This is a genomic window from Proteus sp. FME41, assembly GCF_014897315.1.
Classification (GTDB): Bacteria; Pseudomonadota; Gammaproteobacteria; order Enterobacterales; family Enterobacteriaceae; genus Proteus.
Genome location: NZ_JABUYL010000004.1, coordinates 146,153 through 167,691, shown reverse-complemented (window position 1 = coordinate 167,691; position 21,539 = coordinate 146,153). Strand labels below are relative to the sequence as shown.

22 protein-coding genes are annotated in these 21,539 nt (G+C 37.6%); 11 read left to right on the top strand and 11 right to left on the bottom strand.

The genetic code is table 11. The features are described from left to right. Nucleotides 1-131 precede the first annotated feature (131 nt). On the bottom strand, nt 132-2,414 hold the full coding sequence (gene maeB / locus INT04_RS05740) for an NADP-dependent oxaloacetate-decarboxylating malate dehydrogenase (RefSeq protein ID WP_193015215.1): 2,283 nt from the start codon (nt 2,412-2,414) through the stop codon (nt 132-134). Between the two features lie 556 nt (nt 2,415-2,970). On the opposite strand from maeB, the gene INT04_RS05735 reads away from it, so the two are divergent. Continuing rightward, nucleotides 2,971-3,594 carry a response regulator gene (locus INT04_RS05735; RefSeq protein WP_193015214.1) on the top strand — a complete coding sequence of 208 codons (624 nt, stop codon included), beginning with the start codon at nt 2,971-2,973 and terminating at the stop codon, nt 3,592-3,594. Nucleotides 3,595-3,667: 73 nt separating this feature from the next. Here the strand turns inward: INT04_RS05735 and INT04_RS05730 are convergent, their stop codons facing one another. Further along, nucleotides 3,668-4,228, bottom strand: a complete 561-nt coding sequence (locus INT04_RS05730) for a hypothetical protein (RefSeq protein WP_193015213.1) — start codon at nt 4,226-4,228, stop codon at nt 3,668-3,670. A gap of 206 nt (nt 4,229-4,434) precedes the next feature. Between INT04_RS05730 and INT04_RS05725 the strand changes: the two genes are divergently transcribed. From INT04_RS05725 to INT04_RS05715, 3 genes are read left to right on the top strand one after another with little or no spacing between them, the layout of a single operon-like run. Beyond that, a complete protein-coding gene (locus tag INT04_RS05725; RefSeq protein ID WP_193015212.1) occupies nt 4,435-4,806 on the top strand; it encodes an ArsC family reductase in 372 nt (123 codons plus the stop codon). A gap of 5 nt (nt 4,807-4,811) precedes the next feature. Next, nucleotides 4,812-5,942 (top strand): succinyl-diaminopimelate desuccinylase, encoded by a 1,131-nt coding sequence (gene dapE / locus INT04_RS05720; RefSeq protein WP_193015211.1) that lies wholly within the window; start codon nt 4,812-4,814, stop codon nt 5,940-5,942. Further along, on the top strand, nt 5,939-6,607 hold the full coding sequence (locus INT04_RS05715; RefSeq protein WP_193015210.1) for a M15 family metallopeptidase: 669 nt from the start codon (nt 5,939-5,941) through the stop codon (nt 6,605-6,607). Before dapE ends, INT04_RS05715 begins: the two co-directional genes overlap by 4 nt. 18 nt (nt 6,608-6,625) lie before the next feature. Here the strand turns inward: INT04_RS05715 and INT04_RS05710 are convergent, their stop codons facing one another. Then, nucleotides 6,626-7,009: a DUF454 family protein gene (locus tag INT04_RS05710; RefSeq protein ID WP_193015209.1), complete on the bottom strand. Its 384-nt coding sequence runs from the start codon at nt 7,007-7,009 to the stop codon at nt 6,626-6,628. A 99-nt stretch (nt 7,010-7,108) separates the two neighbouring features. Here INT04_RS05710 and INT04_RS05705 point away from each other — a divergent pair, with 99 nt between their 5' ends. Beyond that, complete coding sequence (locus INT04_RS05705; RefSeq protein WP_193015208.1) at nt 7,109-7,318, top strand: YpfN family protein; 210 nt, start codon at nt 7,109-7,111, stop codon at nt 7,316-7,318. On the opposite strand, the gene INT04_RS05700 is transcribed toward INT04_RS05705, so the two are convergent. The 3 genes from INT04_RS05700 to INT04_RS05690 form a co-directional block, all read right to left on the bottom strand. After that, nucleotides 7,281-9,329 carry a tRNA(Met) cytidine acetyltransferase TmcA gene (locus INT04_RS05700; protein ID WP_193015207.1) on the bottom strand — a complete coding sequence of 683 codons (2,049 nt, stop codon included), beginning with the start codon at nt 9,327-9,329 and terminating at the stop codon, nt 7,281-7,283. The genes INT04_RS05705 and INT04_RS05700 overlap by 38 nt on opposite strands. A gap of 2 nt (nt 9,330-9,331) precedes the next feature. Continuing rightward, nucleotides 9,332-9,784, bottom strand: coding sequence for a DUF441 domain-containing protein (locus INT04_RS05695; RefSeq protein WP_006533030.1), 453 nt, complete (start codon nt 9,782-9,784; stop codon nt 9,332-9,334). A gap of 61 nt (nt 9,785-9,845) precedes the next feature. Next, nucleotides 9,846-10,730 carry a neutral zinc metallopeptidase gene (locus INT04_RS05690; RefSeq protein WP_193015206.1) on the bottom strand — a complete coding sequence of 295 codons (885 nt, stop codon included), beginning with the start codon at nt 10,728-10,730 and terminating at the stop codon, nt 9,846-9,848. 265 nt (nt 10,731-10,995) lie between these two features. On the opposite strand from INT04_RS05690, the gene INT04_RS05685 reads away from it, so the two are divergent. Continuing rightward, nucleotides 10,996-11,685: a helix-turn-helix transcriptional regulator gene (locus INT04_RS05685; protein WP_193015205.1), complete on the top strand. Its 690-nt coding sequence runs from the start codon at nt 10,996-10,998 to the stop codon at nt 11,683-11,685. A gap of 88 nt (nt 11,686-11,773) precedes the next feature. Further along, nucleotides 11,774-12,385 carry a glutathione S-transferase family protein gene (locus tag INT04_RS05680; protein ID WP_193015204.1) on the top strand — a complete coding sequence of 204 codons (612 nt, stop codon included), beginning with the start codon at nt 11,774-11,776 and terminating at the stop codon, nt 12,383-12,385. A 103-nt stretch (nt 12,386-12,488) separates the two neighbouring features. On the opposite strand, the gene purC is transcribed toward INT04_RS05680, so the two are convergent. The 4 genes from purC to dapA form a co-directional block, all read right to left on the bottom strand. Beyond that, nucleotides 12,489-13,202 (bottom strand): phosphoribosylaminoimidazolesuccinocarboxamide synthase, encoded by a 714-nt coding sequence (gene purC, locus INT04_RS05675; protein ID WP_193015203.1) that lies wholly within the window; start codon nt 13,200-13,202, stop codon nt 12,489-12,491. A 535-nt stretch (nt 13,203-13,737) separates the two neighbouring features. Next, nucleotides 13,738-14,328 carry a phosphatase PAP2 family protein gene (locus INT04_RS05670; protein ID WP_193015202.1) on the bottom strand — a complete coding sequence of 197 codons (591 nt, stop codon included), beginning with the start codon at nt 14,326-14,328 and terminating at the stop codon, nt 13,738-13,740. 288 nt (nt 14,329-14,616) lie between these two features. Then, nucleotides 14,617-15,663 carry an outer membrane protein assembly factor BamC gene (bamC, locus tag INT04_RS05665; protein WP_193015201.1) on the bottom strand — a complete coding sequence of 349 codons (1,047 nt, stop codon included), beginning with the start codon at nt 15,661-15,663 and terminating at the stop codon, nt 14,617-14,619. A gap of 16 nt (nt 15,664-15,679) precedes the next feature. Further along, entirely contained in the window at nt 15,680-16,579 is a 900-nt protein-coding gene (dapA, locus tag INT04_RS05660) for a 4-hydroxy-tetrahydrodipicolinate synthase (protein WP_193015200.1), read from the bottom strand. A 215-nt stretch (nt 16,580-16,794) separates the two neighbouring features. Here dapA and INT04_RS05655 point away from each other — a divergent pair, with 215 nt between their 5' ends. Continuing rightward, nucleotides 16,795-17,352, top strand: coding sequence for a glycine cleavage system transcriptional repressor (locus INT04_RS05655; RefSeq protein ID WP_193015199.1), 558 nt, complete (start codon nt 16,795-16,797; stop codon nt 17,350-17,352). Between the two features lie 18 nt (nt 17,353-17,370). Continuing rightward, nucleotides 17,371-17,841, top strand: a complete 471-nt coding sequence (bcp, locus tag INT04_RS05650) for a thioredoxin-dependent thiol peroxidase (RefSeq protein ID WP_193015198.1) — start codon at nt 17,371-17,373, stop codon at nt 17,839-17,841. A gap of 66 nt (nt 17,842-17,907) precedes the next feature. On the opposite strand, the gene INT04_RS05645 is transcribed toward bcp, so the two are convergent. Continuing rightward, a complete protein-coding gene (locus INT04_RS05645) occupies nt 17,908-18,984 on the bottom strand; it encodes an AI-2E family transporter (protein WP_193015197.1) in 1,077 nt (358 codons plus the stop codon). Nucleotides 18,985-19,138: 154 nt separating this feature from the next. Here INT04_RS05645 and INT04_RS05640 point away from each other — a divergent pair, with 154 nt between their 5' ends. Both INT04_RS05640 and arsC read left to right on the top strand, forming a co-directional pair. After that, a complete protein-coding gene (locus INT04_RS05640) occupies nt 19,139-20,611 on the top strand; it encodes a tetratricopeptide repeat protein (RefSeq protein WP_193015196.1) in 1,473 nt (490 codons plus the stop codon). A gap of 8 nt (nt 20,612-20,619) precedes the next feature. Then, complete coding sequence (gene arsC, locus INT04_RS05635) at nt 20,620-20,976, top strand: arsenate reductase (glutaredoxin) (protein WP_193015195.1); 357 nt, start codon at nt 20,620-20,622, stop codon at nt 20,974-20,976. The last annotated feature ends 563 nt before the right edge of the window (nt 20,977-21,539 follow it).

Genomic DNA, 21,539 nt, shown 5'->3' with positions numbered 1-21,539 from the left:
TATTATTAGTAATGATTATCAATATCATTCTGATATTAATTTGCATTTAACCTCTTTAATGCTTTATTCGTTTAAAAAAAAGCACCTTAAAAAGGTGCTTTTTTAGCATGATATCTATTGTTACTTAATGATTAACGTTGAGACTGTGTCTGAGCTTCAACAACAGCTAATGCCACCATATTCACAATGCGACGTACTGATGCAATTGGCGTCAAGATGTGTGCTGGTTTTGCAATACCCATTAAAACAGGTCCTACCGTTACCCCATTAGAACTTGTTACACGTAATAAGTTGTAGCTAATACGTGCCGCTTCCATGGTTGGCATAATCAATAAGTTTGCCGAACCTTTTAATGAGCTATCGGGCATTATGTCACGGCGAATAGATTCAACTAATGCCGCATCTGCATGCATTTCACCATCAATTTCTAATTCAGGCGCACGTTGTTTGATAATTTCTAACGCTTTTCTGAGTTTAATGGATGATGGACTATCAAAAGAACCAAAACTTGAGCGAGAAACTAGCGCCGCTTTTGGTTCAATACCAAAGCGACGGATCGTATCTGCCGCCATCAGCGTAATATCGGCGAGTTGTTCTGCAGTTGGATCTTCATTGACGTAAGTATCAGTAATAAAGGTATTACCACTTGGCAATAGCAGTGCATTCATTGCTCCTGCGGTTTCCATTCCTTCACGTAAACCAAACACATTCTTATAGACTTCGAAATGTTCAGCATAGCTTCCTACCGTACCGCAAATCAGACCATCAGCTTCGCCTCTGCGTACCATAATGGCACCAATAAGGGTTGGGTTACCAATCATTGCACGACGTGCTTGCTCTTGTGACACCCCCCGTCGTTTCATGATTTGATGATATTCTTGCCAGTATTCTTTAAAGCGAGGATCGTTTTCATTATTCACTACTTCAAAGTCTTTACCTGCTTGAATATGTAAACCCAGCTTCTGAATACGCATTTCAATTACACTAGGGCGACCAATTAAGATTGGAGTTGCTAATCCGAGGGTCACTAACTCTTGTGTTGCATGCAATACGCGACTTTCTTCACCTTCAGCCAAAACAATACGTTTTTTCTCTTTTTTCGCTTGAGAGAAAATCGGCTTCATAAATAAGTTAGTTTTATAAACAAACTCATTAAGGTGCTCGATATAGGCAGAAAAATCTTCAATTGGACGAGTTGCCACACCCGAATCCATTGCCGCTTTTGCAACCGCTGGTGCAATTTTTACGATCAAACGTGGGTCAAATGGTTTAGGAATAATGTATTCAGGACCAAAAGAGAGCTCTTGATCACCGTAAGCAGAAGCGACTTCTTCGTTTTGTTCTGCTAACGCTAATTCCGCAATAGCATGTACACAAGCAAGTTTCATCTCTTCATTAATGGCAGTCGCCCCTACATCTAATGCACCACGGAAAATGAAAGGGAAACACAATACGTTATTTACCTGATTTGGATAATCTGAACGACCTGTACAGATAATCGCATCAGAGCGAACCGCTTTTGCCAACGGGGGTAAAATTTCAGGCTCTGGATTTGCAAGCGCAAGAATAAGCGGATCACGCGCCATTTTTTTAACCATCTCTTGCGTTAATACACCTGGCCCCGAACATCCTAAAAAGATATCTGCATTATTAATCACATCATCAAGTGTACGACTGCCATTATCTTCAATCGCATAAGCCGCTTTAGTTTCTGCCATGTTGGCTTCACGGCCACGGTAGATAACCCCTTTTGAGTCACATACAGTGATGTTTTCACGTGTTAATCCCAAAGCAACTAATAAATTCATACACGCGATAGAAGCAGCACCCGCCCCTGATACGACCAGTTTTACTTTGCTAATGTCTTTTTGAATAATACGTAAACCATTGAGGATCGCCGCAGTAGAGATAATAGCAGTACCATGTTGATCATCATGGAAAACAGGAATATTCATTCGCTCCCGCAGTTTCTGCTCAATATAGAAACACTCTGGCGCTTTAATATCTTCGAGGTTAATACCACCAAATGTCGGTTCTAATGAGGCAATAATATCAACGAGTTTATCAGGATCTGTTTCATTGACTTCAAGGTCAAAAACATCAACACCAGAAAACTTCTTAAACAAAACGCCTTTACCTTCCATAACAGGTTTACCTGCTAAGGCACCAATATTCCCAAGGCCAAGTACCGCAGTACCATTTGAAATGACAGCAACAAGGTTACCTTTTGCTGTGTAACGATAAGCCGCAAGAGGATCTGCCGCAATTTCTAAACAAGGAGCAGCAACACCCGGTGAATAGGCAAGTGCGAGATCACGCTGAGTAATTAAAGGTTTTGTCGGTGTTACTGTGATTTTGCCAGGTACGGGAAATTCATGAAAATCTAGAGCGCTTTGTTTTAATTTGTCTTCCATCTTCATATCCTTTGTATCAATAGGGTAAGGGCTTCGTTAGTATAATGGTAATGGTACGTTAAATCATGACGGCTCCGACACTTTTTCCAATTTAGTAAACAGGATTTATTATAAACAACTAATACCTAGTTATAGGTATATTATTAACGTAGTTTAATTTCCCTCTGGTAATAAACTCGAACAGAAAAAAGACAATATTTGTTTATTATTTATCAGATATTAAATTAACATTTAAAATAATTAAACTTTTTATATTGTTTAAAAAAACAATAACTATTTTCATATGTTGATTATTTTCAAAATAGACAAACATCAATACAACCCATTGTAACTATAAGGATTTTATAGAATTAGAGGTTTTGTTAGTCATTTTAGTTATTTTCTTTTTTACCCGTAACAATAATTGGTGTAATATTGCCAACCGTCAATTTTATTTTCTTATTTTTTTATTAAGATGTCTGAATCTAATTTTTATTCCTCATTTGGAATTTACTTTTTTTATTTTCTGCTTTTGGAAAGATTACGCACATTATTATTTTTTTTAGGGAGAGGGGTTATGCCTAGCTACTCAATTATGATAGTGGATGATCACCCTATCATGAGATATGGATTACGGCTATTGTTAGAAAAAGACAAGGACTTTGTCGTAGTAAGCGAAAGTGGCAATGCACAAGAGGCGGTAACCGCTGCAAAACAGTTAAATCCTGACCTTATTATGATGGATTTAAATCTACAAGGTCGTTCAGGTATTGATATTATTCGGACACTTCGCCGTTCCGGTTTAACATCTTACGTTCTTGTTTTATCGGTTTCTGATTCACGTAATGATGTATATGCTGCGTTGGATGCAGGCGCAAACGGTTATCTTTTAAAAGAATGTGAATTAGATATGCTTTTGCTTAGCTTGCGTAAAGCTGCTGGAGGGCATCCTGTTTACAGTGAACGAGTTTGGCAATACATTCAGCTCAGACAAAATTATTCCGACCCACTTTCAGCCCTCACTAAAAGGGAGCTCGATGTCCTTCATGAAGTGTCAGTAGGCATGAAAAATAAACAAATTGCTGAAAATTTATTTATTTCTGAAGAGACAGTAAAAGTACATATTCGTAATATCTTGAAAAAACTACAAGTCACCTCCCGTTTAGCCGCGAGCCTTATTTTAATTAAGCATCAATACTAAACGCTTTACCCCGACACTGGGTCGGGGTAACAAGAGACATCCTGTTATATTAAAATGGCTTTTCAGCCGTTAGCTACTCAATAGGAACGGGATAGCTTAAGACTTTAAAGTGATTATCAGATGATTTTTCAATATTTAGCTGATAAACCTCACGATTAATCCCATTAATTACAATATCAAGTTCACTAAAAGCAGATTGTACCTCTTCGTTATTTGCCCATGAAGGTATGCCTTTCACACCATAATAGAAATAAATTCTACTTTTACCTGATCCTATCGGCTGTATTTCTTTTATTTGACTAATAAAAAGATGCCCATAACAGAAGTCTTGATAAGGTTGCCAAGCTTTGCGCCCCTTTTCACTAAGATTAAACACCCACTCTTCTCCATTTGATGTTTGTTCAATCAATCCTGCTTCAACTAATGCATGCATTCTTTCTAACACCCAAGGCGCGTCATCTTCATTGCTGTACACAGGCCATTTCCCTTCGCCCAAACACAATAAATAATCACTGTTAAAAAAAGCCTCTAAGGCTATTTTATACTCATCAACTTTTTGACTGTCATTTTCTTCATCTGCCCAGCTAAAAGAAGAAAGTAAAAGTAATATAAGACTCAGTGAAATACTTTTCATATTCTCTTTTACCAACGGAAATCTTTATTCGTATTTGTATTACTCTACGTTACACAATTCGCTACACTAACGTGACAGTTTAATATCCGATATATTTTATAATGTAAATAGGATTTTTCACTACAACAAAAGCTGTTATTTTGGAATTGTACAACACTCACTCTCATCAATACTAATATTACGTATTGTCATATAAGGAAAATATCATGTCCACGACAAACCTGACATATACCATGTACGGCATAAAAAATTGCGATACAATCAAAAAAGCACGTAAATGGCTAGATGATAATCATGTTCCTTATGTTTTTCATGATTACCGCAAAGAGGGTTTGACGGAAGCATTATTACGCACCTTTACAGAAAATTTAGATTGGCAGACACTTGTGAACAAAAGAGGAACAACTTGGCGCCAATTATCTGATGAAGAAAAGAACGCTATTACAGATGCCTCCTCCGCAATTTCACTGATGTTAGATAAACCTGCAATCATTAAACGTCCTATCCTTATCTCATCAGATAACCGCTTTATTGTCGGTTTTAATTCAAATGACTATTTGATCTTTACAGGAGCCTAATATTTATGTCCTGTCCGGTTATTGAGCTTGCACAACAACTCATTTCACGTCCATCAATCAGCCCTGACGATCAAGGTTGTCAGCAATTGATTATTGATAGACTCGCCCCTCTTGGTTTTACTATTGAAAGAATGCCCTTTGGTGACACTGAAAACTTATGGGCTTGTCGAGGGGGTGAGGGCGAAACGCTGGCCTTTGCCGGTCATACTGATGTTGTCCCTACAGGTGACCCCGCATTATGGGAGAATCCACCGTTTGAACCCTCTATTCGTGATGGCATGCTTTATGGTCGTGGTGCGGCTGATATGAAAGGCTCGCTTGCGGCAATGATTGTTGCTGCAGAACGCTTTGTTCGTTCCTATCCCGATCATCGTGGACGATTGGCTTTTTTAATTACGTCAGATGAAGAAGCTAAAGCGGCTGATGGTACCGTTAAAGTTGTACAATCTTTAATATCGCGCGGTGAACGCCTGGATTATTGCCTTGTCGGTGAACCGTCAAGCCAGCATCAATTGGGGGATATGGTAAAAAATGGTCGCCGAGGCTCAGTAACTGCAAATTTAGTCATTCAAGGTGTTCAAGGCCATGTTGCTTATCCTCACCTTGCAGAAAACCCTATTCATACTGCCTCCCCTTTTATTCAAGAGCTCGTTAATACTGTTTGGGATGACGGTAACGAATTCTTCCCCGCCACCACAATGCAAATCGCCAATATCCATGCGGGTACAGGCAGTAATAATGTGATCCCTGGTGAGCTGTTTATTCAATTTAATTTCCGCTTTAGTACTGCCATTACCGATGAAGAAATTCGTCAACGTACAGAAGCGTTATTACAAAAGCACCAACTTCGCTACCAATTGGAATGGTCTTTATCAGGCCAACCTTTTATTACGGGTCAAGGTAAATTGCTTGAAGCCGTTCGTTACTCAGTCAAGCATTACACTAATTTAGATCCCGAACTCTCCACCAGCGGAGGAACCTCTGATGGGCGATTTATTGCACAAATGGGGGCGCAAGTTATTGAATTAGGTCCCGTTAATGCGACCATTCATAAAGTTGATGAATGTGTTAATGCCGCAGATTTACAACAACTTAGCCGAATTTATCAGCGAGTTATGGAGCAACTTATTTTATGATAACGCCTTTAATGCTAACCGGTCGTTCTACCGATCATTTAGTTACTTTATCAGGCCAACATCGCTTACAATTTAATGCCACTAAAGCGTTTTTAGCATTACAACAACAAGCGACAAAAGCTGGCTTTAAATTAATGCCGGCCAGTTCGTTTCGTGATTTTAATCGCCAATTGGCTATATGGAATGGAAAGTTTGAAGGTGCTCGCCCTGTCTTAGATGCACAAAGCCAGCCGATTGATATTCATGCATTATCAGAAGGTGAACGCTGTACTGCTATTTTAAAATGGTCAGCACTGCCAGGAGCAAGTCGTCATCATTGGGGCACAGAAATTGATATTTACGATCCTTTCCGTTTACCAGAAGGTCAATCGTTACAATTAGAGCCTTGGGAATACGAAGAAGGTGGCTATTTTTCAGAGCTCAATGAATGGTTAACTGAAAATATGTCGGCATATGATTTTTATCGCCCTTTTACTCATAAAGAGAGCGATATTGCTTACGAGCCTTGGCATATCAGTTATTGGCCTCTTTCTCATGAAGCGTCTCTTGCTTATACACCTGATATTCTTAAATCCGTCTTAGAGGAAGAAAATATTGATGGTAAGCAGTGGTTATTAAACAATCTTGACGAAATATTTTCCCGTTATATTGTTTTACCTGAGTAACGTTTTGCTTAAATAACCTTATTTTTCACATGGAGCTTCTTGTTGATCATTCACAGGAAGTCTCCACATAAATATCAACAAACACGCTAGGATTATCAGTAATAATATTCTGACCCAAAGCATCGACACTAACCACAGTGAAATAGCAAAGGTAATTAAGATGACTAATATTGCTTTCGGCTTAGCGCCTTTAGGCATAGCTTGATACGTTTGCCAATAACGTAAATAAGGGCCAAACCAAGAACGGTAAAGCAACCAATGATGAAAACGTGTTGATGATCGTGAAAAACACCATGCCGCAAGTAATAAAAAAGGAGTAGTTGGTAACACCGGTAAAATAACACCCAGTGTTGCTAATCCAACACATAACCAACCTGCTATAATTAATAATATCCGTTTCATTCTGTGCTTTTCCAACTCATACTTTGTTACGTTATTTTATAGAGTTAAATAAAAAAGATCCTCATTCTCAATAACAATTTTAAAACAGAAGGCTTATTTATGCACTGGTTTGCTGACTATTGGTGGGTAATTTTAATATTCTTAGTTGGAATTATTATTAATGCCATTAAAGATATGAATAAAATCGATCCCAAACAATTTCTTAAAAATAAACGTAAATTGCCACCTCATCGTGATTTCAATGACAAATGGGATGATGAAGATGACTGGCCTAAGAAAGATCAAAACAAGAAGAATGAGAAAAAGTAGCTAACCACTGTTGATAATGCGATGTTAATTGAGGCTCTTTTTCAGCCATCAATTTCGCACATTGTTCTCTTAGTTGCTTAATTAAGACTTTTTTTCCTGATAAAGAAAATTCAGCCACACACCGCTCAATCGATTTATTGTCGATGAAAAATGCCACTAATAGCGGGTAGCGTTGCTCATAACCTAGCAAAAAATCAGCAACACTTTGATAAACGGTTAGTGCAGGACGGTGGGCAAAAGCAAAGCCCGCCATCATTCTCCAATGATCTTGTTGTGTCGCAATTTTTTGGGGCACCAACTGAATAGGTAAGCAAAGTCCCGTTTGTTGTACTATCTGCTGATATTGCAAAGAAAATGCACTTAACGCAGAGTGTAATAACTGTTCACCTTTTTCTGTTAGCGGGTAAATCGCCATTGCGGTATAGCATCCGCTACTCGCTTCTTTATGCACCCCTAATCGAACTATTTGAAAGCCACATTGTGTCCAAAATTGCATTAACATATCGGTATAACCAAAACTTACAGAAAGGTAATCAATATTCTGCTTTTTGCTTACGTTAACAATGTGGTCAATTAAACTCGCCGCAATTTTTTGGCGTCGATATTGAGGTAAAACGGCAATGCGGCTAATCCGCAATGAGGTTAAACACATCGCGTCAGGCGTTAAGCCATAAGTCACTAATGATTGAGCAACCAGATTACCCCTTGGCCTACGAGTGCCTAGCCATACATCATAAGCAAGCTCAAAAGGCAATTCTCCTTCTCCAATACACCATACCGCCCCTACACTTTCTTTATTAATTAGGGCTGACCAATAATGTTGTTTTTTACCATCAAGTAAACGTCGTAAATCCAAAGGTGTTGTTCGATAATGAGCACTGGTTAATAACTGATAAAAAGCTTGAAGCTGTGTGGTGTTCTTGTACCAATCACCTTGATGGCGCTGAATAAAGACATCACCGTGTTGCTTACGATCGAGGTTATAATTAGGTTCATCAAGCAATAATAAGTGATTAAGCCAATACTCTAACGGGCAATTTTTAGCCCAGCGAATCGGTGTTTGTAATTGATAGGTGTGTAAATGAGGAATGCTGTCTCCTAATTTAAGTATAAAACCACGTCCTGTTCCTTCATATCCTTGTACAGTGGTTGTCATTAACACGTTAGGAAAATAGCCACACAACCTAATTAATTGTGCAATAGGTAAAGAAGCTGCCTCATCAATAATCAGCCAATCGCATCGAATTTCATCATTAATACACAGTGCTATTAAATTATCTGGCGAATAAAATGAAATGGTTTTGTTAGTGTGTGAGGATAAAACATCCGTACTATTTTTAGCCGGTGCACAAACAATCACATTACCTTGATATCGTTCAATAAACATTCCTGCAAGCGCTGATTTTCCTCGCCCTCTTGGTGCAATAACACTCCAAACTCCAGATGTGGATGCCAGTAAATTATCTAAAATAATTTGCTGTTCTGCGGTAGGTAAACCCTTTGGAATTGACCAAGGTTCTGCAATTTCAATAAGCGTAGGTAACAAAAGTAGGGTTGATTGTTGCCATACAATCGCTTGGCTATTATCTAAAGTGATGCTTTTTAGCCAAGCCATAAAATTAGGCGTTGAAAGCACACCTTGGGTATCATTCCAGCGCTGACTATCGTTATCAATATAATTATCCCAGCTATCAATATCAGGTAAACATAAAATAAGTAAACTGCCCGCTTTTAATGTGCCCGTTAACATAGCTAAAGCATCTGTATTAAATTCTTCATTGGCATCAAAAATAGCATGTAGAAATTCTCGCCCTAACAGACGAATAGCTTGCTCAGGTAAAATAGCATTCGGCTGTTTAGGTGAAAGGGTTACCCAATCACCTTGGCATAACTGAGTGACCATCTTGATTTGTGTTGTTTGCCAAGTTTCATCACCCGCTAATAGCAGTAATTGCCGTTGCCCTAAGTGGGCTAACTTTTGCTGATATTGATGCAAATGGGAAAGTGACACTGCTAGGATTTACCAATTAATAACGAAAGAATACCGGCTGCAATTAAAGGGCCAACAGGGACACCACGGAACAGCGCCACACCAATCACCGTTCCTACTAATAAACCTGCCACCGTTGAAGGTTGGTTATTCATTAAAGAAACACCTCTAGCTCCTAACCAAGAAACAGCGATACCAATTGCAATTGCTAATAGTGACTTCCAATTTAAAAATGAATTTAGAACTTCTTGCCCAGAAATACGCCCTGTGGCAATCGGCGTCATAACACCAATGGTGAGAATTAAAATCCCAATAGTCATGCCATATTTTTCGACAACCGGAAAATATTGATTTAATGGTGTAATTTTAATGACTAGCAAAGCAAGCATTGCTAACGTCACGGTCATATTATGACTAATAATACCAAGACCAGCGAGAACCAGTAAAATCAATAATGAGGGATCAACATTGCTCATGTTCGTTCCTAACCCTTTCTCTTTATAGTGTTAATTGTCTTTCATTTACCAAAGAATGGTATTAGTTCAAAGACGAAGAAGCAAATGTATCGCAAGATTTTATATTGCCACTGTTATATCCACGCATAAACCACGTTTTACGCTGTTCTGCTGTGCCATGTGTGAAACTATCTGGTACGGCATAACCTTGCTGTTGTTGCTGTAATTTGTCATCACCAATGGCTTGTGCTGTTTTAATGGCAGCTAATAAATCACTTTCATCAATACGACCCTCACCCGCAATAAAATGTCCCCACATCCCTGCAAAACAGTCTGCTTGTAATTCTAGTTTTACGGATAATCGATTTACTTCTGCTTTTGAGCGTGCCATTTGTTGTTTTTCACGCATTTGAGTTGTAATGCCTAATAGATGCTGAACATGATGTCCGACTTCGTGTGAAATAACATAGCCTTGGGCAAATTCACCACCACCGCCAAGGCTCTGTTTCATCTCATTATAAAAAGAGAGATCAAGATAAATTTTTCTGTCAGCAGGGCAATAAAAAGGCCCCATTATTTTTGTGCCAGTACCACATTGTGTTGTTGTACTATTGGTGTATAGCACAAGTTTAGGGTAGCTATATTGTTTCCCTGCTTGTGCAAAAATTGCCTGCCAAAAATCTTCCGTACTTGCTAAAACAACACTGCTAAAATCAGCAGCCTCATTATAAAGTGCAGTTTGTTGTTCATTGCGTTGTGGTGCTTTATTTGTTTCACCCGTTAATGAATTGAGGTCAAACCCCATAAAGCTAGCTACCACTAAAACAATAATAATGACAAAACCGTATTTTGTACGTAATAAAAGTGCAATTAATCCTAAAGGGAGATTACCACCACCTGATGTAGAGGAAGGTTGTCCTCTTCTGTCTTCAACATTGTTGCTTCTTCGGCGATCATTCCAACGCATAAGTTATCCCCATTATTTTAATAGGCTAATTATCTTTATTATGATTAAATTTATCACTTACATTGAGATAATAACAAAATTTTGGCTTATTCTAGTCCCTATTTTTTGAGAGCCAAATGATAGGGCTTATCAGAGTAAAATAGATAACGCGCTATAGCGATCAGTAAATAGATATCGTCTGCAATAATACTGCTTTTGGAATGGTTTCATCATAAAATGCTTATCTCTACTTATCGTTTTTCCTTACTAATGCATAGATAACTTAATGACACGAACTCAGCGCTTACTCACTTTATTACAGATTTTAAAAGAAAACCGCTACCCCATCACCGCAGAAGTGCTGGCAGATAAATTACACATTAGTGTACGTTCGATTTATCGTGATATTGAGTCTTTACGTAATCAAGGGGCTGAAATTACAGGAGAAGCGGGTGTTGGTTATCAATTAAAATCAGGGTTATTGCTTCCCCCACTGACCTTTGATATTAATGAACTTGAAGCCCTTATTTTAGGATTACGTTGGGTTGAAAGTAACACTGATAAAGAACTGAGCCACTCGGCAGTACGAGCAATCAATAAGATCAATGCTATTGTCACTACACAACATCAAGCTTTGCTTGAACAAAATACGTTATTTGTCCCCACAAACCAAATTATTGAAGTTAATGACACAATTGCGAAAGATTTACGCCTCAGTTTGCGTGAAGAAAGAAAAGCAAAGATCAATTATAAAGATGCACAAAATCAATTGAGTAGTCGAATTATCTGGCCTATTGCCGTAGGTTATTTTCAATATTCACAAGTCATCGCAGCTTGGTGTGAATTACGCCAAAATTATCGCCATTTTCGGCTTGACCGGATCATTTCTTATGAAGTCTTAAGTGATAACCTGCCTTATCCTAAAAATTATTTACTCTCTCGATGGAAAAAACAGATCCTTGGAGAGGACTCCTGACAAGAACTGACACATCTCTCCCGTAATATCCACCTTGCTGTCCCATCTCAAATAAACATAAAGTGAATCGACACAGTAAGGAAATATCATGAGCGAACTTATTCTTTATACTAATACAGTATCTCGCGGTAACACAGTTGAACTTTTCTTAAAAATATTGGATGTGCCTTATCAACGTATTGAATTAGATTATGGCGAACCTATGCATCGCCCTGAATACCTTGCTATTAATCCGATGGCAAAAGTTCCCGCATTAGTTGATGATGGCCATGTTGTTACTGAAACCTCAGCCATTTGTGCTTATTTAGCAGATAAATTTATTGAAAAAGGGTTTGCTCCTGCATTAGATTCACCTGAACGTGCAGCTTATTATCGTTGGTTCTTTTTTACCGCGGGTCCTATAGAATCTGCATTTACTGTAAAAGACCTTGGCATTGAGCTTAATGAAGAACAACAAAAATCCTCAGGTTTTGGCTCATTTGAACGCGCTTTTCATTGTTTAGAAACAGGCTTAGCCAGTGCTAATCCTTATATTTGTGGTAAAAACCTCACGGCGGTTGATGTTTATATTGGTTATTTTTTAATATTTTTGTGTAAATACGCACTTATTCAACCTACCCCTGTAATTAATCAATACATTGATAATCTTGCACTTAATAATGAAATTAAACAATTATTAGAGAGCTTTGAATTACGATAAGTTTTCTCATCATTTAATACTTTTCAGCTAGAACAAAAAAAGGTCAGTTTTTAAACTGACCTTTTTATTATATCTCACTCTAGTTACGTAATCGTTTGCGTGTTTAGTCTAAAGAAACACCGATTCGACGTGCAACTTCTTCGTATGCTTCAATCAATCCGCCTAAGCTTTGACGGAAACGATCTTTATCCATTTTATCTAAGGTGTTTTTATCCCATAGACGGCTACCATCAGGAGAAAATTCATCACCTAATACAACTTTCCCATGAAATAGACCAAATTCAAGTTTAAAATCGACTAAAATAAGTCCTGCTTTATCAAATAGTTCGCTAAGGACATCGTTTGCTTTATAGCTAAGACGTTTCATTTCTGCGAGGTTTTCTTTAGACACCCAACCAAAGGTTTCACAATAAGATTCATTCACCATAGGATCATGACGCGCATCATCTTTTAAGAATAAATCAAAGATAGGTGGGTTTAAAAGCATACCTTCTTCAACGCCTAAACGTTTCACTAATGAGCCAGCCGCACGATTACGAATAACACATTCAACAGGCACCATATCAAGTTTTTTGACTAGCACTTCATTATCAGAAAGCAAACGTTCCATCTGCGTTGGGATACCCGCTTCTTCCAGTTTATTCATAATGAAATGGTTAAATTTATTATTTACCATACCTTTACGATCAAACTGTTCAATACGTTGGCCATCTAACGCTGATGTATCATTTCTGAATTCAAGGATAAGAAAATCAGAAGATTCAGTGGCATAGACCGTCTTGGCTTTTCCACGATACAACTCAGCTTTTTTCTGCATCTGACACACTCCAAAGATGTGATAGGTTTAACAAGAAATTTGCTTCACTTACTCTACTCTAGATTGGACAAAAAAGCTTTTAAAACGTGAGTATTATCACTAAAAAACCACCATCATAAAGTACCAATAACTCTATTTTTTCTTGAGCTAAAATAGAATTTATTCGCCACTATATTTTGATTGATTAATCTTTAATGTTTAAATTGATAACAATTTGTTACTACTATTGATGTGAGTAATATTTAGATAAAATCAGAATATAAGGAATATAAAAAGTCAAAATAAGAATAACCGTAGCTTATCTCACCACATTATCCCTAAATTCAGATAATATTCTTTTTTTAGTTAACATTGGAATGGTTTTTATTACTCTTATTTGGGGTAATCATAAATGAAAAACCAAATTAATATCCGTTTAATTGGATATTAATTTGGCGATAAGCATTAGTATCGGTAAAAATTAATGACATATCTTTATTGGTTTATCTATTTCTGTTTTTAGAATACCAGTATCATTTAATATATTTAACTTTCATTAAATAATAAAACAATAAATTTCATAAGCAAACCAACCTAATAAGGCGCCTGCTGGTAAATCAATTAAATAGTGTTGTTTAGTAAACATACAAGATAAGGCAATAAACAGTGGAAATAGGAAAACTAATGGTCCTAACGTTGCATAAGCGAGACAGGCCGTGAGTGTTGCAACCGATACGTGCATACTCGGAAAACAGTTTGAAGAATCATCAAAGTACTGAACAAACTTAAGAAATTTTTCTGAGGCTGTTTTTCCAGGATTAATTGTGCGCCAATGTGCTGGTGTAGCAACTGGGAACACAATAAAGAAAAACATCTGCATAACCAATAACACAATGTAACTAAAAACAATCATAATAAATTGTCTTGAGTCTTGAATAATCCAGTTGAGGTATAGGATTGCAGGATAATATAGAAAGCTATATATCCATGACCACCAAGGCCAGAAAGGAATTTTTTCATCAACAGGTGAATTAATAACTTTCGCTTCTCTCAATGTATATCGTTGAGTAAAAAAATAAAACTGATAAACACCTACAATAAGTATTCCACTTAATATTAAGTGAATAACCATATCACCCGCACTCATAAATACTCCTTCATATAGTCAGAGAATGCTTTGTTATTTTTAATAAGAATAATAATTGACGCAATATTGCATAATTTTAAGTGTATTGCATTAAGATTAATATTATTAATAACTCTAAATTAAAACCGTCATTAAAAGAGCATTCAATTAATGATGAATTTAATTAATGTTTTCTAATTTAGTTTCTACGAGTTAAATGGATGTAGATAAGCACTGTCAATTAAAAATATAAAAAAAGCCACACAATTCATCTTGTGCGGCTTCTCTTTATTTTATAAAGCGTAACGCTTATTTCACCGGTTTACTAAATGCAGCTTTCAGTGCAGCAACCATTTGGTCGTTTTGTGATTGTGTGAGTGGCTTACCTTTATCACTGATAAATTGTAAGCTACTGCGGTTATTCAAATCACCCACTTGTAATTTATAATCCGCTTCTTCAACTGTTGGTCTATCAACGCCTAACGAACTCCAATTCGCACTGCTCATTCCTTTATAGGTCACTTCAATTGAACCTTTAGAACGTGTACGATCCCCCATCTTCATACCCACACTTTCTAATGCGATTGGCAATCTATCCCAAACAACATCGAATGGCGCACGTACAATAATGACTGGAAGTCCCGCATTATCACTGCCACTTTGAACATCAATAATACCTTGCAGATTACTTGTTGCCGTATTTTCGCTTAAGTTACGCATACGGTTTAAGCCATCAACCAATTCATTAAGCATTAAAATATTGTAACGCTTCACTTCAGCCGGATCAGTTACCTCTGTTTCGCCTTGGCGCAAACCTTCATTAGTGACTGTTAATGAAATCACATTACCTGATTGAGCAATAGTTAAACGCTGACGCGTTTGGAAAGGTACATTCTCATCAGCACGTAACCATGTTATCCAATCAGTCTGAATTTCTTTTTGTCCTGCATCACTTTTAGTAACAGCAACACCTTTATCTTTTAGGATAGACGTGACTTGTTCATACAGTGTTGTATTTTCAGGTGAGCTTGGTAACAACAGCTTACTGTTATCCGCATTATTTTCACTGCGTGAACCACTTAATAAATTTAGTGCCTGTGTAGGAGGACGAATATCCAGCGCTAAACCTACAGGTTCTGTTCTTTTTGGGGTTGGAATATCATATTCCCCATTTTGTAAAGGCAACACCATACCCGCTGGAATCGCTAAATTCTTTAGGCCTGCCGTCTCTAAATAAGACTCATCACCACTGACCTGACGTTTATAGCGCTGATCACTCGAACAGGCTGCCAGTAAAACCACCAGCGACAGACCCGCGACTTTCATAATCTTTGATTTATGCAATAGTGTTGCCATTAAAATTCCCTAAGTTTTACAGTATTCCCGCTGTTAACAGCGCTTTCTCAACAATTTGCTGACCTGATGATGTCAACGGAGTCATAGGTAAGCGCAATGTGGCGTCTTCAATCAATCCAATACGTTGACACGCCCATTTAGCTGGGATTGGATTAGGTTCGACAAATAACTGATGATGTAAGTCCATCAGACGTCGATTAAGTTCGCGTGCTTTTGCAAACTCACCCGCATTTGCTAATCGGCATAATTCTACCATCTCTGACGCTGCAACGTTAGCAGTAACCGAAATAACACCATGTCCGCCAAGTTGCATAAAATCTAATGATGATGCGTCATCTCCACTCAATAAGATAAAACGATCATCATTGACTAACTCTTGGATTTGACTAACCCGACTTAAGTTCCCTGTCGCCTCTTTAATTGCCACAATATTATCCAACTTGGCTAAACGTGCAACTGTTACTGGCAATAAATCGCATCCAGTACGACCGGGTACATTATACAGGATTTGTGGCAATGCTGTGCTTTCAGAAATCGCTTTAAAGTGCTGATATAACCCTTCTTGAGACGGTTTATTATAATAAGGCGTTACACTCAAACAACCAACAATACCTTTATTTTCAAATTGTTGAGTAAACCAAACCGCTTCAGATGTTGCATTAGCCCCTGTGCCTGCAATGACAGGAATACGTCCATCCGCCATATCTAATGTCATTAAAACCACATCAACATGTTCTTCATGGCTTAATGTTGCTGACTCTCCTGTTGTTCCCACTGAAACAATAGCAGCACTCCCTGCATTCATATGATAGTCAACTAATTTACGTAAACTAACCCGGTCAACGTTGCCTTTTGCATCCATTGGCGTAACCAATGCCACCATACTGCCTGTAAAATTAAATTTGTTACTCACCATAATCATTGCTCCGAGATAGACTTATACTCAATGGTACTCATTCATTGCTCTATTGAAAACTACTTAACTCTAGGTTTCTAATGAAATTTGCTAATATTCTTTGATGTGAGTTAAAGAGATATAATAATTAAAGATAGTGAGCAAGGGATCTTGGCAGAAATCAAATTTTGTGTTTACCTGTTAAGAATAAACTGAAAGTCAAAAGGAACCTTATTTTGCCCATACCTGATAAACATTTTCTCGTCATTACTGCATTAGGCGCTGACCGTCCCGGTATTGTTGATACCATCACACAATTAGTCAGCCAATGCGGATGTAATATCGAGGACAGCCGACTTGCGATGTTTGGTCAAGAGTTTACGTTTATCATGCTACTTTCAGGTGGCTGGAATGCTATCGCGCAATTGGAAGCATTGTTACCCATTAAAAGTGCAGAACTTGATTTATTGACCGTCATGAAAAGAACAACCAATGGCACACCCATTACTTACCCTTCTACGATTGCAGCAAAGGTCGATATTGAAGATGCACCTGGTATTGTAGAACGTTTTACTAATTTATTTAGCCAACATAATTTTAATCTTGCAGAATTAATTTCTAAAACGCACCCATCAGAAGATGGAACACCCGCCCGTTTAGAGATACAAATTACGGCGCATAATCCATTAGATGATCATGGTCTTGTCATTAATGAGAAATTCAATCAATTATGTACAGAGCTAAATGCTCAAGGCACAATAAGTATCGTAAATAGTCTGATGATGAAACAGTAAAAAATGGAGAATGACCTAATGAACCCATTAAAAGCCGGTGAAAAGGCTCCTCAATTCAGTCTGCCCGACCAAGATGGAGAAATGATTAATTTATCTGATTTTGCGGGTCAACGTGTGCTTGTTTATTTTTATCCTAAAGCAATGACACCAGGCTGTACGACTCAAGCTTGTGGCTTACGTGATGAAATGGACGCATTGAAAAAAGCCAAAGTGGAAGTATTGGGCATAAGCACAGATAAATCAGAAAAGCTTTTTCGTTTCGCTGAAAAAGAGATGTTAAATTTCACATTGCTTTCAGATGAAGATCATAAAGTGGCTGAAGAATTTGGTATCTGGGGGGAAAAGCAGTTTATGGGAAAAACTTACGATGGGATTCATCGTACTACTTTCTTAATTGATAAAAACGGGATGATTGAACACGTTTTCGATAGCTTTAAAACCAGTAACCACCATCAAGTCGTTCTCGATTATCTCACCCAGCATCCGTAATAGATGCCTGCTCTTGATAAGACAACAGACAGTTTACACTGTCTGTTTTTTGTTAACTCAATTCATTTAACTTTTCTTGATATGTTGTTCATTCGCAATTTCATCAGGAAGTGCATGCAATACCGCTTTTATCAATGTAGCTAATGGAATGGCAAAGAAAACCCCCCAGAACCCCCACATCCCACCAAATATAATCACTGATAAGATAATAACCAAAGGATGCATATTCACGGCTTCAGAATACAAAATTGGGACTAATAAGTTGCTATCTAACCCTTGAACAACAAGGTAAGCAATAAATAATGCCCAGAAATCAGAACCTAAGCCCCATTGAGATAATGCGATCACAATAACCGGAATAGTTGCTAAAACAGCACCAACATAAGGCACCAAAACAGAAACACCAACTATTACGGCAAGCAATACGGAATAGCGCAAATCAAAAAAGGCGAAAACAAAATAAGTAAAGATACCTACAATCACCATTTCGGTGACTTTTCCGCGAATATAATTGGTAATTTGTTGATTCACTTCTATCCATACTTGTGCCGCTAATATTCTGTTTTTCGGTAAAACACGGCGCACTGCATTTAGCATTTGCTGCTTATCTTTTAGTAAAAAGAAGGTCATTAAAGGAACTAGAATAAGATAGATTGAAAGTGTAATAATACCAATTAACGAGGCTAAAGAGACTTTTAAGACAGACTCTGCCACTGTTGAGAACTTACTGCGTAAATTTTCTGCCATCATATCGACAATTCCCGCATCCATTAGTGCAGGAAAACGATCAGGTAATTCGTGAGCAAATGCATTGAACTTATTGATCATATTTGGGATATCTGAAATCAGTGTCATGCCCTGTTGCCAGACGGTGGGTGCTAAAATCAAAATAACAATGGCACTAATACCAATAAAGAGTGTCAGAATTATCGATACAGCCCAAATACGAGCACAACCTAATTTTTCAAGTAAATGAGTTGGCCATTCTAAAAGGTAGGCAAGCACAATTGCCACTAGCAAAGGAGCCAGTATGCCACTGAAAAAATACAGAATTAAAAAGCCTGCAATTAAGATAACCACAAGGGCGATAACTTGTGGATCAGCAAATCGGCGTTTATACCATTGAACAAGCAAGTCCAGCATGAAAATAAAGATCCTTTATAATAATCAGAATAATAGAGCTATATGTATTCATTTACATAAGCAATAATCTTTTGACAGATTTTACGTTAGGTTTTGCTATCATACATCATTAATTATTAATTTTTCGTTAAGATAGCTATCAGGATACAGTTGTATGAAACTCAGACTTAAAAAACCATTAGTCGCGCTTCTTGTTTCTGCGTTGCTATCAACATCAGTAATACCCGCACATGCAGCGATTGATATTGAAGATTCTCTACCTGATATGGGAACCACCGCAGGATCGACACTAAGCATCAATCAAGAAATTGCTATGGGTGATTACTATACTCGTCAACTGCGAAATAGTGCACCATTAGTTTTTGACCCTTTACTTTCTAACTATATTAATAATTTAGGGCAAAAACTTGTTTCGAATGCCAGCTCAGTCAAAACCCCCTTTCACTTTTATTTAGTTAATAACCCCAATATTAACGCCTTTGCTTATTTTGGCGGAAATATTGTTTTGCATTCCGCACTCTTTCGTTATAGCCGAAATGAAAGTGAATTAGCCTCTGTAATGGCACATGAAATCACACATGTGACCCAACGCCATTTAGCTCGTATGCTTGAAGATCAGGCTAAAACCACACCGTTAGCGCTTGCTGGGGTACTGGGTTCCATTCTGATATTTATGGCAAACCCCAATGCAGGTCTTGCAACCTTTACGGGGAGTATGGCGGGCATGCAACAAAACATGATTACGTTCACGCAAATGAACGAGCAAGAAGCCGATCGTATTGGAATACAAACCCTCTACCGAGCTGGATTTGATCCTAAGGGGATGCCTGACTTTATGCAAATTCTTGCTGACCAAGTACGATATAGCTCTAAACCCCCAGAGATGCTATTAACACACCCCTTACCCGATAGCCGATTATCCGATGCAAGAAGCCGTGCCAGCCAATATCCTGCACGCCAACTTCCTCAGTCAGCCGATTTTCTATTTGCAAAAATGCGTGCATTCACCATGCTAAACAAAACACCTGCATCAGATAATGCATTGCAAACTACACTGGATCAGTTTAAGCAAGGGACTACTCTTGAAAAATCTGCCGCTAATTATGCACAAATACTGATTTATTCTCGTGATCGTAAATTTGATGAAGCAAGAAAATTACTGGCTCCTATGTTAGAAAAAGAGCCTAATAATCTTTGGTTTATTGATGCGATGACGGATATCGATTTAGAGCAAAATCGGGCAAGCGATGCCGTAGCAAGGCTACAATTAGCATTAAAACAAAAACCAAATAATAACGTTATTATTGCCAATTTAGCCAATGCGTATATGCATAACAAGCAATATAACGAGGCTAATCGCCTACTTTATCGTTATACCTTTGATAACCCCAATGATCCTATCGGTTGGCAGTTAATGGCAGAAAATTCAGCCAAACAAGGTGATAGAGCCCATGAATTAGCCGCTTATGCCGAAGATTTAGCACTCAGAGGAGACTTTGAAACAGCGATTCGGTATTTAGGTGATGCAAGCAGACAAGTTAAACTAGGCAGTAATGACCAAGCTCGCTTTGATGCACGTATTGATCAGTTAAGAAAAATTCAGCAAAGAGACAGCCAATTCAAATAAGGGACAACATGACCAAGAAAGTGACGATTTATCATAATCCACGCTGTTCAAAAAGCCGTGAAACCTTACATTTATTAGAAGAAATGCACATAACACCAGAGGTAATTCACTATTTGGATACCGCGCCTTCTGTCAAAGAGCTCAAAGCCCTTCTTGAGGCATTAGGTTTTGATGATGCAAGAAAGTTAATGCGTACAAAAGAAGAGATCTATAAAACGTTAAAACTTGCTGACGAAACATCACAAGATGAATTAATTCAAGCTATGCATGAAAACCCGAAGCTTATTGAGCGCCCTATTGTGGTTGTGGGGAATAAAGCCCGTTTAGGCCGTCCACCAGAGCAAGTGAAAGCGCTATTGAGTTAACATTTTCAAATAAAGCCCTTATTTACACTGCATAATAGCGTGACTAGATAAATATGGGCTTTTTACCTGTTTATTTTCCTATTGGCCTCGCAACCGTTTACTCTCTTTCTCAAGTAATAAACAACACATTAAATGTTATTAATTTGTAAATATCATCATTGGTAAAATGTTTCTTATTTCTACAATAGAAAAAAGCAACTTACATTCTCCTTTCAAAATATTTCATCTCAATTTCATTTTTTTTATAACTAAGAAATCATCGGTTTTTGAAAAGTCTATAAAGATCACACTATTTCGTAATAAGTCACCCTTAAAAGAAAAAAATAATCATGCGTTTCATTTATATTGTGACTCAAGTCTCTTTACACAAATGCGTTCCTACATATCATGGACATCAGAAAATATGATAGCAGAATTGATAGACAATAAATTTTTGCCATTCTATTTTTTCATTATCATCCAAGAAAGAAATTAACAAAAAATAGACAATTTAAACAATACTACAACACAGCAATAAGCTTTCAATTTGTTATTTACGCTATCTCTTCTTTTGTTGTTAGCTT